Below are 14740 nucleotides of genomic sequence, written 5' to 3' on the forward strand. Positions count from 1 at the left end.
CGCGGGGTGGCCGCGCGGGTGGACGAGACGGGGAGGCGGGTGCGGTGAGCGCGGGGGGGGGGGTGGTCCTGTGTCGGTGGGGGCGCGTCGGTGCCCTGTGAGCCCTGTGAGGTCCTTCCGACCGGGCGCAGCGCCGACAGGCGGCTGCCCTCGGCCGTCTGCTCGGTACCCGGTGTCGACGCCGGCTGCGTGTGCGGCGTGAACCAGCCGCTCCCGCCGCCGGAAGTGCCGTTGTCGGCCGACGCGGTGGTCGGAGCGTCCATGGTGTGCCTCGCCTCGAACATCTTTCGGTCGGTCTGCGCACTTCCTCGGTCGGAATGTGCCTGCTTTCCCCCGCAGACGGCTTGCTTTCCCCGTTCATGGCCGCGGCCAATGCGGCCACATTCAACTCGTATGCGCGCTCCATACGGACAAGTAAGGCGAGAGTGTGACATTGGCCGCAGTACTCTCACCGCAGCCTCCCACCGGGTGGGGACACCGGGCCGCATAACCGAAAATGCGGGTCTTCGATCTCTCCGTCCCGTTAGGCTTCCTTGCCTTGTCCACGGTCCGGGCAGGGCATGTGCAGGGTCTGCGCACCTCACGCCGGACGAGAACCGGAGTCGACCCTACCGGTCAGCGCTCCGCACACAAGTCCCGCCTTCCTCGCCCACGAATGAGGCGAGGAGCGAACCATCAATTCCCTCAATTACCGGGCGTGGCGCACCAATTCATAGGCATCCCACAGATCTCTGCCCGTGTAGGCATGGGTCGCGAGACCGGACAGATGGCTGTCCGCATTGACCGCGACGGAGACCGGCACCGTGCTGAAAAGGTCCTTGTCCGAGGACGAGTCCCCATAGGCGATGCAATCGGCCCGGCTCACCCCGAACTCCTCGCACAGCCGGTCGGCGATCAGGACCTTGGCCGCGGCACTGAGCACTCCGGCCGGGTCCACGGGCTCCGTGAACGGCACGGCGGGAAACCGCGATCCGTACGCCGCGTGGGCACCCCAGGTGATGAGCCGCTCGACGAAGAAGGACGGCGAGAGCGATACGACGGCGCAGTAGTCGCCGTTCTCCCGGATCTCCTCCCAGACATCGCGAATTCGGGCCAGCCACGGAGCGCCCTCGAAAGCAGCCGCCACATGAGCCTCGGTGAGCTCTGCCCACAGTTCCCGCACCCGCGCGGCATACTCGGGCGGTTCTATCAGCCCTGCCGAAATCTCCTGGTCGAGTGCCACGGCCTCGGCTTCCAGCCCCAGTTGCCGGGAGATCTCCACGGGCGAGGAAGTGCCGTACAGCAATGTGCCGTCAAGGTCGAAGAGATGAAGTCTGGCCATGGTGCCCGAGGCTAGCCTGGTCGGATGACGAGGTCGGATGACGGCGCCTCGGTGAGGACCCTTGAAGCACTTTTGAAGGATTCTTGAAGCACTGCGGCCAGGGCGCCGTCGATACTTCTCGAGGCCGTTCGATGCCTGCCGTTCTATGCCTGCAGCTCGCCCGTGTTTCACGTGAAACACGGGCCGTCTGTCGAGGCGCTGTGCAGTCGGATACGACATGGCCAAAACCTCGTACATCCCGCCGGAAACAGGTGGACGCCGAGGGCGCCCGTCAGACAGCCTGACCTGCGTGTCGACACCTTCCCTCGCCGATCTGCCCATCCGCCGACTGACGCTGCGCGATCTCGCCGCCTGCGCCGACTTGTCCGAGGACCGGGGGTGGCCGCGCGAGGAGCACAAGTGGGGCTTCCTCCTCACCTCCGGGAAGGGATACGGCATCGACGACCCCGACGGCGGCCTCGTCAGCGCCTGTGTCGTCACCGAGTACGGGCCGTGGGACCGCCCCGACCTGGGGGCCATCGGCATGGTGCTTGTAGCCGAGCGGCATGCACGCAAAGGCATCGGCCGCCGGCTGATGCGCCACGTGATCGCGGCGATGGGCACCACCCCGCTGACCCTGCATGCGACGCCGTACGGCCGACCGCTCTACGAGGAACTCGGCTTCAAGGTCACCGGCCGGGCGGAGATGGTGCGGGGCCACTTCACGACCGCCGGATACGAGCCCGCCGTCGCCACACGCGCGGCCACCGCCGAGGACCTCAGTGCCATCCTCCGGCTCGACGAGGAGGTCTTCGGCGCCGATCGCACGCATATCGTGACGCGGCTGCCCGCCTTCGCCGACCAGTTGCGGGTCGCCGAGGAGAACGGCCGGATCATCGGGTACGTGGGCGCGTGGCCCAACATGGACAACCATGTCGTGGGGCCGCTGGTCGCGGGGGACACGGAGACGGCGAAAGCGCTCATCGCCTCGCTGGCCGCCCACACCGACCTTCAGCTGCGCACCGACATCGACGTGCGGCACGAGGAGCTGCTGACGTGGGTGAAGGAGCGCGGGCTGGCGCCCGTCGCCTTCAACTCGGTCATGACCTACGGGATTTCGGAGTTGCCCGGTGACTGGAGCCGGCGGTTCGCGCCGGTGACGGTGGCGGCGGGGTGAAGGACGGCGGCGCGGCAGCGGGGTGAGGGACGGCGGCGCGGCAGCGGCCTTCTGAGAGCAGCCGAAGTGGCGATGCCGGGTCCTGGTCGGAACCCGGCATCGTTGGGCGCGGCTCAAGAAGGCTGCTACGACTCAAGGAGCCGACGAGGCTAGGCCGGCCCTGTCCGGTTCATTGATGGACGGCGGTCCGCCGCTCAGCCAGTACGGCCCCCGCCACGACCTCGCTGGGCGAGCCGGCCCTGCGCTCCAGGGCAGCCGAGACAAGCGCGAGCCCCAGCGCGGCGGCGGCCAGGACGGCGCCCACCCAGTTCGGAGCGGTGTAGCCGAGACCGGCACCGATGACGAGGCCGCCGAGCCAGGCGGAGAGCGCGTTGCCAAGGTTGAAGGCACCGATGTTCACCGCCGAGGCGAGTGTCGGGGCGCCGTGCGCCTGGTCGAGGACGCGCTTCTGCAGGGGCGGGACGGTGGCGAATCCCAGGGCGCCGATGAGCGCGATCGTGACGGCCGCGAGGACCTTGTTGTGCGCGGTGAGCGTGAAGAGCGCGAGAACGACGGCCAGGGCGCCCAGTGACACGTACAGCAGGGGCATCAGGGCGCGGTCCGCGTACTTGCCGCCGATGAGGTTGCCGCCGACCATGCCGAGGCCGAAGAGGACGAGCAGCCAGGTGACGGAGCCGTCGGCGAACCCGGCGACGTGGGTCATCATCGGCGCGATGTAGGTGACGGCCGCGAAGACGCCGCCGAAGCCGAGCACCGTCATCGCCATGGCGAGCAGGACCTGGGTGTTCTTGAAGGCGGCCAGTTCGTGGCGCAGACGCACGCCCTCCGGCTTGGGCATGTCGGGGACGAGCTTGGCGATGCCGGCCAGCCCCAGGACGCCCAATGCGGCGACGAGGGCGAAGGTGACGCGCCAGCCTACGGTCTGCCCCACGAGGGTGCCGAGCGGGACGCCCACCACGTTGGCGACGGTGAGGCCGGTGAACATCATCGCGATGGCTCCGGCCTTCTTGTCCGGGGCGACCAGTTCGGCTGCCACGACCGAGCCGATGCCGAAGAAGGCACCGTGGGCGAGTGAGGCGACCACCCGGCCGATCAGCATGACGCTGAATGCGGGGGCCAGGGCGGACAGCAGGTTGCCGACGATGAAGAAGCCCAACAGCACCATCAGCATGCGCTTACGGGAGACCTTGGTGCCGAGCACCGTCATCAGCGGAGCTCCGAACATGACGCCGAGCGCATAGCCCGTCACCAGGAAGCCGGCCGTAGGGATGGAAACCCCGAAGTCACCCGCGACCTCGGGCAGCAGCCCCATGATCACGAACTCGGTGGTTCCGATGCCGAAGGCCCCGATCGCGAGAGCCAGGAGCGCGAGAGGCATGAGGGTCTGCACCTTCCAGGTGATTGCAGGAGCTGTTTACATTCGAAGACAATACTTGCAGACGCGCGATACTTGCAAGCGCTGACTATTGCAGCCCTGCTCTATCCTGGTTCCAGTCGTTCCGGGACGAAGGAAGCGCCGATGACAGCGACGGACCCCGCACTCACCGCCCTCTCGCAGGGCTGGTGCGCCCTCTCCTTGCTGCACGGGAGGATCGAGGCCCATATCGAGCGGGCCCTCCAGTCCAAGCACGACCTCAGCGTGCGCGAGTACTCCCTGCTAGACGTCCTCAGCCGGCAGCACGACGGCGACGGCGGCCATCTGCAGATGAAGCAGGTCGCCGACGCCGTCGTGCTGAGCCAGAGCGCCACCACCCGGCTGGTCACCCGCCTGGAGGACCGCCGCCTGCTCACCCGTTACCTGTGCCCCACCGACCGCCGCGGCATCTACACCAACGTCACCGAGGCGGGGCTCAAGCTCCTCGACGAAGCACGGCCGACCAATGACACCGCCCTGCGCGAGGCTCTCGACGAAGCCGCCAGGAACCCCGAGCTGGCCCCGTTGGTCCGGGTCGTGGAGTCGCTGAACGTGCCCGCCTAGGCTGGCCGGCATGGGAGATCTTGAAATACGCGCCGCCGTCGCCGCCGATGTCCCCGCGATCGTCGCCATGCTCGCGGACGACCCGCTGGGCGCGCAGCGCGAGTCACCGGACGACCTCGCCCCCTACCTGACCGCGCTGGAGCGGCTTGTCACCGACCCGAACCAGCACCTGGTCGTGGCCGTCCGCGAGGACCGCGTCGTGGGCACGCTCCAGCTCACGATCATTCCCGGGCTGTCCCGGCGCGGCTCCACCCGGTCGATCATCGAAGGCGTCCGCATCCACGCCGACGAGCGCGGCAGTGGTCTGGGCACGCGGCTCATCGAGTGGGCGGTCGATGAATCACGGCGTCAGAACTGCCAGTTGGTGCAGCTGACCTCCGATGCCACCCGCACCGACGCACATCGCTTCTACGAGAGGCTGGGCTTTGAGGCCTCACACGTGGGCTTCAAACTGCCGCTCTGAAGCAGAGGATGCCAGGGACGCCGGACGCACGAGGCCGCCGCTCCGATCCTCAGGCCCACTGTTCCGACCCCTGAGGGGCTTGTTTCACGTGAAACAAGCCCCTCCCCGCTCAGCCGATACCGCGCCACCCCTCCGGGTCCACCCCACCCGGCACAGGCGCCCCCTTGTCGTACGGCTGACGCGTGAACACGAACGACCCGAGGTCCAGATGGCTCACGCCGCCGTCAGGCCGCCGTACGGCCCTCAGAGGCTCTCCGGCGAAGTAGCCCTCAAGGCCGGTCCACGTGCCGTCACCGTTCTTACGGAAACGTGAGCGGCGGCCGACGCCGCTCAGGGGATCCAGTGAGACGCCGCCCTCGCTCGTCAGCCGCAGCACGAACGCGTGCGTTCCCCAGTACCACTGCCCCGCCAACTCCAGTACGGCCGAGTCGATTTCGGGCAGCGGACGCCACGGCTCGGGGATCCGCGGCTCGGCCTCCGCGACGATCCGTACGAGGTCGGCGCCCACGGAACCCAGCAGTGGCCCGGAGGTGCAGTTGGCCAGCACCACCGCGGCTACATCGTCCGCCACGCTGATGGTGAGGTTGGCCAGGAACCCCGGCAGGGACCCCGAGTGCCCGACGAGCAGTCGGCCGTCCCGGCTCTGCACCTGCATGCCCAGACCGTACGTCGTACCGTCCACGACATCCGCGGCCTCGGCCGGAGCGGCGGGCGTCCGCATCTCCCGTACCGTCTCCGCGCACAGCACCCGGTCGTCGCCCTTCGCCAGGAAGGCCGCGAACTTCGCCAGGTCACCGGTGGTGGACCAGAGTTGCCCTGCCGGTGCCATGAGCCCGAGGTCCTCGGTGGGCTCCGGAAGCATCACATCGGCCCAGGGATGCACCGCCCAGCCACCCGCGTGCGGTGCCCGGGGCTGCGCGCTCGTGCTGTCGAGGCCCAGAGGTTCGAGCACCTCGTGCCGCAGGACGTCCTCCCAAGCGGCGCCGCGCAGCTTCTCGACCAGCGCGCCCAGCAGGGTGTAGCCGGGGTTCGAATAGTGGAAACGGCGGCCGGCCGGGTGCAGGAAGGGCTGCTCGCCGAGCACGTCGGTCAGTTCGGGGCGCAGCGAGCCCGGGCTGCGCTCCCACCACGGCCCTGGCGACTCGGCCGCCAACCCAGCCGTGTGCGCGAGGAGTTCGGCAATGGTGGCCTCCCCCGCGCCCGTGCCCGGCAGATGCTTCTCCAACGGGTCACCGAGGTCGAGCAGTCCCTCGTCGCGCAGTCGCAGCACGAGAACGGCGGTGAAGGTCTTGGTGATCGAGCCGATGCGGTACTGCACGTTCTCGTCCGGCCCGTGCCCGTCCACCGACGTCCGCGAGCCGTGCCAGACGGCCCGGCCGTCCCTCACCACCGCCGCGACCAGTGATGGCGCACGCCCCTCGGCCTGGGCGACGGCGATGCGGTGCAGCAGCGCCCGGCGCGTGCCGGGAAGCAGCTCGTCTTGAGATGTCGTCATGGGCCCAGTCCACCCCGCGGGACACCGCGGCGTCGAACGCATTGGGCCCACGACGGGCGGCTCAGGTCTGGGCCATGTCCACGAAGCGCGAGTAGTGGCCCTGGAAGGCGACCGTGATCGTCGCCGTCGGGCCGTTACGGTGCTTGCCCACGATGATGTCGGCCTCGCCGGCGCGCGGCGACTCCTTCTCGTAGGCGTCCTCGCGGTGCAGCAGGATCACCATGTCGGCGTCCTGCTCGATGGAGCCGGACTCACGCAGGTCGGACACCTGGGGCTTCTTGTCCGTGCGCTGCTCGGGGCCACGGTTGAGCTGTGAGAGCGCGATCACCGGGACCTCGAGCTCCTTGGCCAGGAGCTTGAGGTTACGGGACATGTCCGAGACCTCCTGCTGGCGGCTCTCGGAGCGCTTGCCTGACTGCATCAGCTGGAGGTAGTCGATGATCACGAGCTTGATGTCGTTGCGCTGCTTCAGCCGACGGCACTTCGCGCGGATCTCCATCATCGACAGGTTCGGGGAGTCGTCGATGTAGAGCGGTGCGGCCGAGACCTCGGGCATCCGACGCGCCAGCCGCGTCCAGTCCTCGTCCGTCATGGTGCCGGAACGCATGTGATGCAGAGCCACCCGCGCCTCGGCCGACAGCAGGCGCATCGCGATCTCGTTGCGCCCCATTTCCAGGGAGAAGATGACGCTCGGCAGGTTGTTCTTGATCGACGCGGCCCGTGCGAAGTCCAGCGCCAGCGTGGACTTACCCATGGCGGGGCGGGCCGCGATGACGATCATCTGGCCCGGGTGCAGACCGTTGGTGAGCGAGTCCAGGTCCGTGAACCCCGTCGGCACACCGGTCATCTCTCCCGTGCGGGAGCCGATCGCCTCGATCTCGTCGAGCGCGCCCTCCATGATGTCGCCGAGCGGCAGATAGTCCTCGCTGGTGCGCTGCTCGGTGACCGCGTAGATCTCGGCCTGGGCCCGGTTGACGATCTCGTCGACGTCGTCGTCGGCCGCGTATCCCATCTGGGTGATGCGGGTACCGGCCTCGACCAGACGGCGCAGGACCGCGCGCTCGTGCACGATCTCCGCGTAGTACTCGGCGTTGGCCGCCGTCGGCACGGTCTGGACGAGGGTGTGCAGATACGATGCGCCGCCGACCTTGTTGATCTCACCGCGCTTGGTGAGCTCGGCCGCGATCGTGATCGGGTCGGCCGGCTCACCCTTGGCGTAGATGTCGAGGATCGCCTGGAAGATTGTCTCGTGTGCCGGCTTGTAGAAGTCGTGTCCCTTGATGACCTCGACGACGTCGGCGATGGCGTCCTTCGACAGCAGCATGCCGCCGAGGACGGACTGCTCGGCGTCGAGGTCCTGTGGCGGTACGCGTTCGAAGGACGTGCCCCCGCCGTCCCATTCGCCGCTCTCCCGGCCGCGGTCGTGCTGCTCGTCGCGACCCCGGCCGCCCTCGCCGCGGCGGCGCGAGGCAGGCAGGCGATCACTGGGACCGCTGTCGGCCCACGGATCGTCCAAGGGCTCGGAAATGCTCACCGAGCCACCTCCTCCCGTCCGCGGAGCGGACCTCGCCGTGCTTCTCTTTTTCTACGGCACGGCACTGACAAATGAGAGGCCCAACTCCGGTTCTGGCGCGTCGGTTTTGTGTTGGTTTTCAGGCCGACAGACGGAGCGGGCGCCGGACCACGGTAGGCCCGACGGCACCGTCAGCCAATCTGGTTATCCACAGGCCATGTGGACGACGGCCCGGATGCTGTGGAGAACTCCGCAAAACCTGTGCACGACACGGTGGACAGGCCTGTGAACAAGCTCGCGCTTCTCGTTCGAGAACCGCCCTGACCTGCACTCTTCCCATCCACCGGCTGTGCAGAAGAAAAACTTCCCCAGTCGGACCAAGATCACATCGAACGACACGCGGAAGCGCACACGACAACACAGCAAGTAAGGGTCATTAATACATTGCATCTCTTACCTGTGGACGATTAGATTGGTGCTCATGACACACGCTCCGGCGACCACGCGCGCCATACGGCGACGGCACGACCGAGAGATCGTCGCTCTGGCCGTCCCGGCCTTCGGTGCACTCGTCGCCGAGCCGCTCTTCGTCATGGCCGACAGCGCGATCGTGGGCCATCTCGGCACTGCGCAACTAGCGGGACTGGGCATCGCCTCGGCCCTCCTCATGACCGCCGTCAGCGTCTTCGTCTTCCTCGCCTACGCCACCACCGCGGCCGTTGCCCGACGTGTCGGCGCCGACGACCTCCAGGCCGCCATCCGGCAGGGCATGGACGGCATTTGGCTGGCACTCCTGCTCGGCGCCGTGGTCGTCGCCGTCGCCCTGCCCACCGCACCGGCCCTGGTGGATCTCTTCGGCGCCTCGGACACCGCCGCTCCGTACGCGACCACCTATCTGCGGATCTCCTGCCTCGGCATTCCGGCCATGCTCGTCGTCCTCGCCTCGACCGGCGTCCTGCGCGGACTCCAGGACACGAAGACACCGCTGTACGTCGCCATCGGAGGCTTCGTCGCCAACGCCGTCCTCAACGTGGGCCTCGTCTACGGCGCCGACCTCGGCATCGCCGGCTCCGCCTGGGGCACCGTCATCGCCCAGTTCGGCATGGCCGCCGTCTACCTCATGGTGGTCGTCCGCGGAGCCCGCGCCCACGGCGCCTCGCTGCGCCCCGACGCTGCGGGCATCCGGGCTTCGGCACAGGCCGGCGTCCCCCTGCTCGTCCGCACGCTCTCGCTCCGCGCGATCCTGATGATCGCCACAGCCGTGGCGGCGCGTCTCGGCGATGCCGACATCGCGGCGCACCAGATCATCCTGTCCCTGTGGAGCCTGCTCGCCTTCGCCCTGGACGCCATCGCCATCGCAGGACAGGCCATCATCGGCCGCTACCTCGGTGCGGGCGACGTCCAGGGCGCCCGCGAGGCATGCCGCCGTATGGTGCAGTGGGGCATCGCGGTCGGTGTGCTGCTCGGTCTCGCCGTCGTGGCCGCCCGTCCCGCGTTCCTTCCGTTGTTCACGAGCGACGCCATGGTGAAGGACGCGGCGCTGCCCGCCCTCCTCGTGGTGGCGCTCGCCCAGCCCATCTGCGGAATCGTCTTCGTCCTGGACGGCGTCCTGATGGGGGCGGGCGACGGACCGTACCTCGCCTGGGCCATGGTCCTGACCCTGGCGGTCTTCACTCCCGTGGCCCTGCTCATCCCCGCGCTCGGCGGCGGCCTCACCGCGGTCTGGGCAGCGATGACGTTGATGATGGCGGTGCGCATGCTGACGCTCTGGCTGCGTTCCCGCTCGGGCCGCTGGATCGTCACCGGCGCCACCCGCTGAACCAAGGACGGCACTGAACCGGGCGCACCGCGCTGACTGTTTCACGTGAAACCCTCTGTTTCACGTGAAACACCTGCGGCCCGCACGCACGGGAGAAGGGCCGCACCCGATGGATGCGGCCCTTCTCAGCTGCTCAAACCGAGCGCAGCGTCACGCAGCGACGACCTCGATGTTGACCTTGGCGGCCACCTCGGGGTGCAGACGCACGGACGTCTCGTGGGCGCCCAGCGTCTTGATCGGCGAACCGAGCTCGATGCGGCGCTTGTCGACCTCGGGGCCACCGGAAGCCTTGATCGCCGAGGCGATGTCGGCCGGGGTGACGGAGCCGAAGAGACGACCGGCGTCGCCGGAGCGAACGGCCAGACGAACCTTGACGGCCTCGAGCTGGCCCTTGACCTGGTTGGCCTGCTCGATGGTCTGGATCTCGTGGATCTTGCGAGCACGACGGATCTGCTCGACGTCCTTCTCGCCACCCTTGGTCCAGCGGATAGCGAACTTCCGCGGGATCAGGTAGTTGCGAGCGTAGCCGTCCTTGACGTCGACGACGTCGCCAGCGGCACCGAGGCCGGAGACCTCGTGGGTGAGGATGATCTTCATGAGTCGGTCACCCTTCCCTTATCGCGCGGTGGACGTGTAGGGCAGCAACGCCATCTCACGGCTGTTCTTGACGGCCGTGGCGACGTCACGCTGGTGCTGCGTGCAGTTGCCGGTCACGCGGCGGGCACGGATCTTGCCGCGGTCGGAAATGAACTTCCGCAGCATGTTCGTGTCCTTGTAGTCCACGTACGTGACCTTGTCCTTGCAGAATGCGCAGACCTTCTTCTTAGGCTTGCGCACAGGCGGCTTCGCCATGGTGTTTCTCCTGTGTGATCAAGAAGTGTGGGTACGGCCCACCCTTGGCCCGAAGGCCTAGAAGGGGGGCTCGTCCGAGTAGCCGCCGCCCTGCTGGCCGCCGCCGGAGTTTCCACCCCAGCCGCCGCCACCGCCGCCGCCCTGGTTGCCACCGGCGGGAGCGCTGGTGGCCCACGGGTCGGCTTCCGGAGCGCCGCCGCCCTGCTGGCCGCCGCCGGAGTTTCCACCCCAGCCGCCGCCGGCCTGGCCGCCACCGCCGCCGTAACCACCCTGGCCACCCCGACCGGCACCGCCGGCCGTCTTGGTGACCTTGGCCGTGGCGTTCTTCAGGCTGGCGCCGACTTCCTCGACGTCCAGCTCGTAGACCGTGCGCTTGACGCCCTCACGGTCCTCGTAGGACCGCTGCTTCAGCCGGCCCTGCACGATGACGCGCATGCCTCGCTGGAGCGACTCCGCGACGTTCTCCGCCGCCTGACGCCAGACCGAGCAGGTCAGGAACAGGCTCTCGCCGTCCTTCCACTCATTGGTCTGACGGTCGAAGGTGCGGGGAGTGGACGCGACACGGAACTTCGCGACCGCCGCACCGGAGGGGGTGAAGCGCAGCTCGGGGTCGTCGACAAGATTGCCGACGACCGTGATGACGGTCTCGCCTGCCATGGGGTACCTCTCGGCGGGTTTGCTGCTCTGGCTGCTTGGTTGCTGCTACTCGAATCCCGAGATCAGCTGAGCGGGAGGCTCAGTGGGTCTCGGGGCGGAGGACCTTGGTCCGGAGGACCGACTCGTTCAGGTTCATCTGGCGGTCGAGCTCCTTGACGACCGCAGGCTCGGCCTGCAGGTCGATGACCGAGTAGATGCCCTCGGGCTTCTTCTTGATCTCGTACGAGAGACGACGACGGCCCCAGGTGTCGACCTTCTCGACCTTTCCGTTGCCCTCACGGACGACGGAGAGGAAGTTCTCGATCAGGGGGGCGACGGCGCGCTCCTCCAGATCGGGGTCGAGGATGACCATCACCTCGTAGTGACGCATGTGGAACCCACCTCCTTTGGACTCAGCGGCCACGGTCGTTCCGTGGCAGGAGGGTTGTAATGCGTACGCAAAGGTATCCGCCGCCACTGACAATCGGGGCTTCCTCGCGGTAGTCCCGGTCGTGACATGGGCAGACACCAGTGCAGACGGTACAGAGTACCCGCACCATGGCTTCCGGTTGAAATCCGGCCGCCAGGACCGACAATCTGTACACATCGGGTGTGTATGGCGCTACGATGCGCCGCCTTTCGCAGGAGGTGCCCTATGGCACAAGCATTGCGACCCAACACCGTCGGAGGCCTCTTCGCCACGGACGGCAAGTCCCACCCCCTCCAGGACACGCTGCTCGCGGTGACCCTGGTCCTGGGGCTCACGTCGTTCATCACGGCGATGTTCCACAGCCTGCACCTGCTGAGCTCCTGGACCGGGCTGGTGGGGATCCTCACCGGCGCGTACGGCCAGTGGATCTCGGAGACGACCCGTGAGCGCTTCGGACTGATCCTCGGTCTCGGCGCCTCGGCCATCGGCTTCTTCCTCGGTATGGCGCACGGCGGCCTCTTCGGCGGAGTCATCAGCTGACGCCTCGGGCACCGTCCCCTCAACCCCACACAAAGCACCGCGGAACGCCCCGGCGGCCCATCGGCCGGGGCGCAGGTTCCGTACGCCCAGTCAGGGCGCTCGTCAGGCGCAGTAGGCTTCGGCGCGAGAGCCGGAGCCCCTGTACCCATGGGGACACACCAGCCCGAGGAGCGCCCCGAATGAGCCTGACCCTGAGGACGATCAGCCGCGAGCAGCATCTGGCGTACATCCAGAGCCTGCCGTCGGCTAGCCACATGCAGGTTCCGGCCTGGGCAGACGTCAAGGCGGAGTGGCGCTCCGAGAGCCTCGGGTGGTTCGACGACAAGACCGGCGAACTGGTCGGTGCGGGCATGGTCCTCTACCGGCAGCTCCCCAAGATCAAGCGTTACCTCGCCTATCTGCCCGAGGGCCCGGTCATCAACTGGTTCGCGCCGAATCTGACCGACTGGCTGGAACCGATGCTCGCGCACCTGAAGCACCAGGGCGCCTTCTCGGTGAAGATGGGCCCGCCGGTGATCATCCGGCGCTGGGAGGCCACCTCCATCAAGGCCGGCATCCAGAACCCCGACGTGAAGCGGCTGCGCGACATCGAGGCCGACTTCATCGAGCCGCGCGCCTTCGAGGTCGCCGACAAGCTGCGTCGTATGGGCTGGCAGCAGGGCGAGGACGGCGGCGCCGGCTTCGGCGACGTCCAGCCCCGCTACGTGTACCAGGTGCCGCTGGCGAACCGGTCCCTGGAAGAGGTCCACAAGAACTTCAACCAGCTGTGGCGCCGCAACATCAAGAAGGCCGAGAAGGCCGGTGTCGAGGTCGTCCAGGGCGGTTACCAGGACCTTGAGGAATGGCAGCGGCTGTACGAGATCACGGCCGTGCGTGACCACTTCCGGCCGCGCCCGCTGTCGTACTTCCAGCGCATGTGGACGGCCCTCAACACCGAGGACCCCAACCGCATGCGGCTGTACTTCGCCCGCCACAACGGCGTGAACCTGTCGGCGGCGACGATGCTGATCGTCGGCGGCCACGTCTGGTACTCCTACGGCGCCTCCGACAACATCGGCCGTGAGGTCCGGCCCTCGAACGCGATGCAGTGGCGGATGCTGCGCGACGCCTACGCGCTCGGCGCTACCGTCTACGACCTGCGCGGCATCTCCGACTCGCTGGACGAGACCGACCATCTCTTCGGCCTGATCCAGTTCAAGGTCGGCACCGGCGGCCAGGCCGCCGAGTACCTCGGCGAGTGGGACTTCCCGCTGAACAAGCTGCTCCACAAGGCGCTCGACATCTACATGTCGCGGCGCTGAACCCCGGCTGTTTGCTTCGATAGCGTCGGCACGTTCGTTCGCTTCCATACCTCTGATACACCGCAGCCACGAGAAAGGTTCCGGGTCCGGCCATGGCGCTCACGCTCTACGTCGACACCGCGCGCTGGCGTGCGCACCACAAGCACGTGCAGGACCAGTTCCCGGGTCTCGTCCCGGTCTGCAAGGGCAACGGCTACGGCTTCGGGCACGAGCGGCTGGCGGAGGAGGCCACCCGGCTGGGCTCGGACGTCCTCGCGGTCGGCACGACGTACGAGGCCGCGCGCATCAAGGACTGGTTCGGCGGCGACCTGCTCGTGCTGACGCCGTACCGGCGCGGCGAGGAGCCTGTGCCGCTGCCGGACCGGGTCATCCGCTCGGTGTCGTCGATCGACGGGGTCTACGGCCTCGTGGGCGCCCGCGTGGTCATCGAGGTGATGTCCTCGATGAAGCGGCACGGCATCAGCGAGCAGGATCTGCCGCAGCTGCACTCCGCCATAGAGAACGTCCGTCTCGAGGGCTTCGCCATCCATCTGCCGCTGGACCGCACCGACGGCTCGGACGCCGTCGAGGAGGTCATCGGCTGGATGGACCGGCTGCGCGCGGCGCGTCTGCCGCTGCACACGATGTTCGTCAGCCACCTCAAGGCCGAGGATCTGGCCCGGCTCCAGCAGCAGTTCCCGCAGACCCGCTTCCGCGCCCGTATCGGCACGCGGCTGTGGCTGGGGGACCACGAGGCCACCGAGTACCGCGGGGCGGTCCTGGACGTCACACGCGTGGCCAAGGGCGACCGGTTCGGCTACCGGCAGCAGAAGGCGGCCTCGGACGGCTTCCTGGTCGTCGTGGCGGGCGGTACGTCGCACGGGGTGGGTCTGGAGGCCCCCAAGGCGCTGCACGGCGTCATGCCGCGCGCCAAGGGCGTGGCCCGCGCCGGCCTCGCCACGGTCAACCGGAACCTTTCTCCGTTCGTCTGGGGCGGCAAGCAGCGCTGGTTCGCCGAGCCGCCGCACATGCAGGTGTCGATCCTGTTCGTCCCCTCCGACGCCCCGGAGCCGAAGGTCGGCGAGGATCTGGTGGCCCATCTGCGGCACACCACCACGCAGTTCGACCGCATCGTCGACCGCTGAGCGTCGTACGGACAACTGAAGGACGACCGAAGAACGGACGGCTGAAGAGCCGTACACAGACAGCCGAAAGGCCGTACACGGACCTCCGTGTACGGCCTTTTGTGTGGGCCGA

Annotated in this window: 15 protein-coding genes and 1 pseudogene; 7 read left to right on the forward strand and 9 right to left on the reverse strand. The window is 68.1% G+C overall.

The genetic code is table 11. From position 1 onward, the window contains the following. Positions 1–263: pseudogene (locus HLK59_RS51030) on the reverse strand (flavohemoprotein); the annotation flags it as partial. Positions 264–688: 425 nt separating this feature from the next. Next, positions 689–1321, reverse strand: a complete 633-nt coding sequence (locus tag HLK59_RS16355) for an HAD-IB family phosphatase (protein ID WP_171142160.1) — start codon at positions 1319–1321, stop codon at positions 689–691. A 289-nt stretch (positions 1322–1610) separates the two neighbouring features. On the opposite strand from HLK59_RS16355, the gene HLK59_RS16360 reads away from it, so the two are divergent. Then, complete coding sequence (locus HLK59_RS16360; protein ID WP_171142161.1) at positions 1611–2477, forward strand: GNAT family N-acetyltransferase; 867 nt, start codon at positions 1611–1613, stop codon at positions 2475–2477. 169 nt (positions 2478–2646) lie between these two features. Here HLK59_RS16360 and HLK59_RS16365 read toward each other — a convergent pair whose 3' ends face one another. Then, complete coding sequence (locus HLK59_RS16365; protein ID WP_171142162.1) at positions 2647–3855, reverse strand: MFS transporter; 1209 nt, start codon at positions 3853–3855, stop codon at positions 2647–2649. Positions 3856–3996: 141 nt separating this feature from the next. On the opposite strand from HLK59_RS16365, the gene HLK59_RS16370 reads away from it, so the two are divergent. Together HLK59_RS16370 and HLK59_RS16375 are read left to right on the forward strand one after the other, a co-directional pair. Further along, positions 3997–4455, forward strand: coding sequence for a MarR family transcriptional regulator (locus HLK59_RS16370; RefSeq protein WP_171142163.1), 459 nt, complete (start codon positions 3997–3999; stop codon positions 4453–4455). A gap of 10 nt (positions 4456–4465) precedes the next feature. Then, positions 4466–4918 (forward strand): GNAT family N-acetyltransferase, encoded by a 453-nt coding sequence (locus tag HLK59_RS16375; protein WP_171142164.1) that lies wholly within the window; start codon positions 4466–4468, stop codon positions 4916–4918. 109 nt (positions 4919–5027) lie between these two features. On the opposite strand, the gene HLK59_RS16380 is transcribed toward HLK59_RS16375, so the two are convergent. Then, positions 5028–6413, reverse strand: coding sequence for a serine hydrolase domain-containing protein (locus tag HLK59_RS16380; RefSeq protein WP_171142165.1), 1386 nt, complete (start codon positions 6411–6413; stop codon positions 5028–5030). Positions 6414–6474: 61 nt separating this feature from the next. Next, positions 6475–7947 carry a replicative DNA helicase gene (dnaB, locus tag HLK59_RS16385; protein ID WP_171142166.1) on the reverse strand — a complete coding sequence of 491 codons (1473 nt, stop codon included), beginning with the start codon at positions 7945–7947 and terminating at the stop codon, positions 6475–6477. 460 nt (positions 7948–8407) lie between these two features. Between dnaB and HLK59_RS16390 the strand changes: the two genes are divergently transcribed. Further along, a complete protein-coding gene (locus HLK59_RS16390) occupies positions 8408–9745 on the forward strand; it encodes an MATE family efflux transporter (RefSeq protein ID WP_171142167.1) in 1338 nt (445 codons plus the stop codon). Between the two features lie 150 nt (positions 9746–9895). Here the strand turns inward: HLK59_RS16390 and rplI are convergent, their stop codons facing one another. The 4 genes from rplI to rpsF form a co-directional block, all read right to left on the reverse strand. After that, positions 9896–10342 carry a 50S ribosomal protein L9 gene (rplI, locus tag HLK59_RS16395; RefSeq protein ID WP_046256488.1) on the reverse strand — a complete coding sequence of 149 codons (447 nt, stop codon included), beginning with the start codon at positions 10340–10342 and terminating at the stop codon, positions 9896–9898. Between the two features lie 18 nt (positions 10343–10360). Next, positions 10361–10597 carry a 30S ribosomal protein S18 gene (rpsR, locus tag HLK59_RS16400; protein ID WP_003949403.1) on the reverse strand — a complete coding sequence of 79 codons (237 nt, stop codon included), beginning with the start codon at positions 10595–10597 and terminating at the stop codon, positions 10361–10363. A gap of 57 nt (positions 10598–10654) precedes the next feature. Then, a complete protein-coding gene (locus HLK59_RS16405; RefSeq protein ID WP_171142168.1) occupies positions 10655–11254 on the reverse strand; it encodes a single-stranded DNA-binding protein in 600 nt (199 codons plus the stop codon). Positions 11255–11333: 79 nt separating this feature from the next. Then, a complete protein-coding gene (rpsF, locus tag HLK59_RS16410) occupies positions 11334–11624 on the reverse strand; it encodes a 30S ribosomal protein S6 (RefSeq protein WP_005482942.1) in 291 nt (96 codons plus the stop codon). A 264-nt stretch (positions 11625–11888) separates the two neighbouring features. Between rpsF and HLK59_RS16415 the strand changes: the two genes are divergently transcribed. The 3 genes from HLK59_RS16415 (at position 11889) to HLK59_RS16425 (ending at position 14628) form a co-directional block, all read left to right on the forward strand. Next, entirely contained in the window at positions 11889–12203 is a 315-nt protein-coding gene (locus tag HLK59_RS16415; RefSeq protein WP_171142169.1) for a hypothetical protein, read from the forward strand. A 179-nt stretch (positions 12204–12382) separates the two neighbouring features. Beyond that, positions 12383–13504, forward strand: coding sequence for a peptidoglycan bridge formation glycyltransferase FemX (gene femX, locus HLK59_RS16420; protein WP_171142170.1), 1122 nt, complete (start codon positions 12383–12385; stop codon positions 13502–13504). A gap of 92 nt (positions 13505–13596) precedes the next feature. Further along, complete coding sequence (locus tag HLK59_RS16425; RefSeq protein ID WP_171142171.1) at positions 13597–14628, forward strand: alanine racemase; 1032 nt, start codon at positions 13597–13599, stop codon at positions 14626–14628. The last annotated feature ends 112 nt before the right edge of the window (positions 14629–14740 follow it).

This window comes from Streptomyces sp. S3(2020), from assembly GCF_013044505.1.
In the GTDB taxonomy this organism is placed as follows: domain Bacteria; phylum Actinomycetota; class Actinomycetes; order Streptomycetales; family Streptomycetaceae; genus Streptomyces.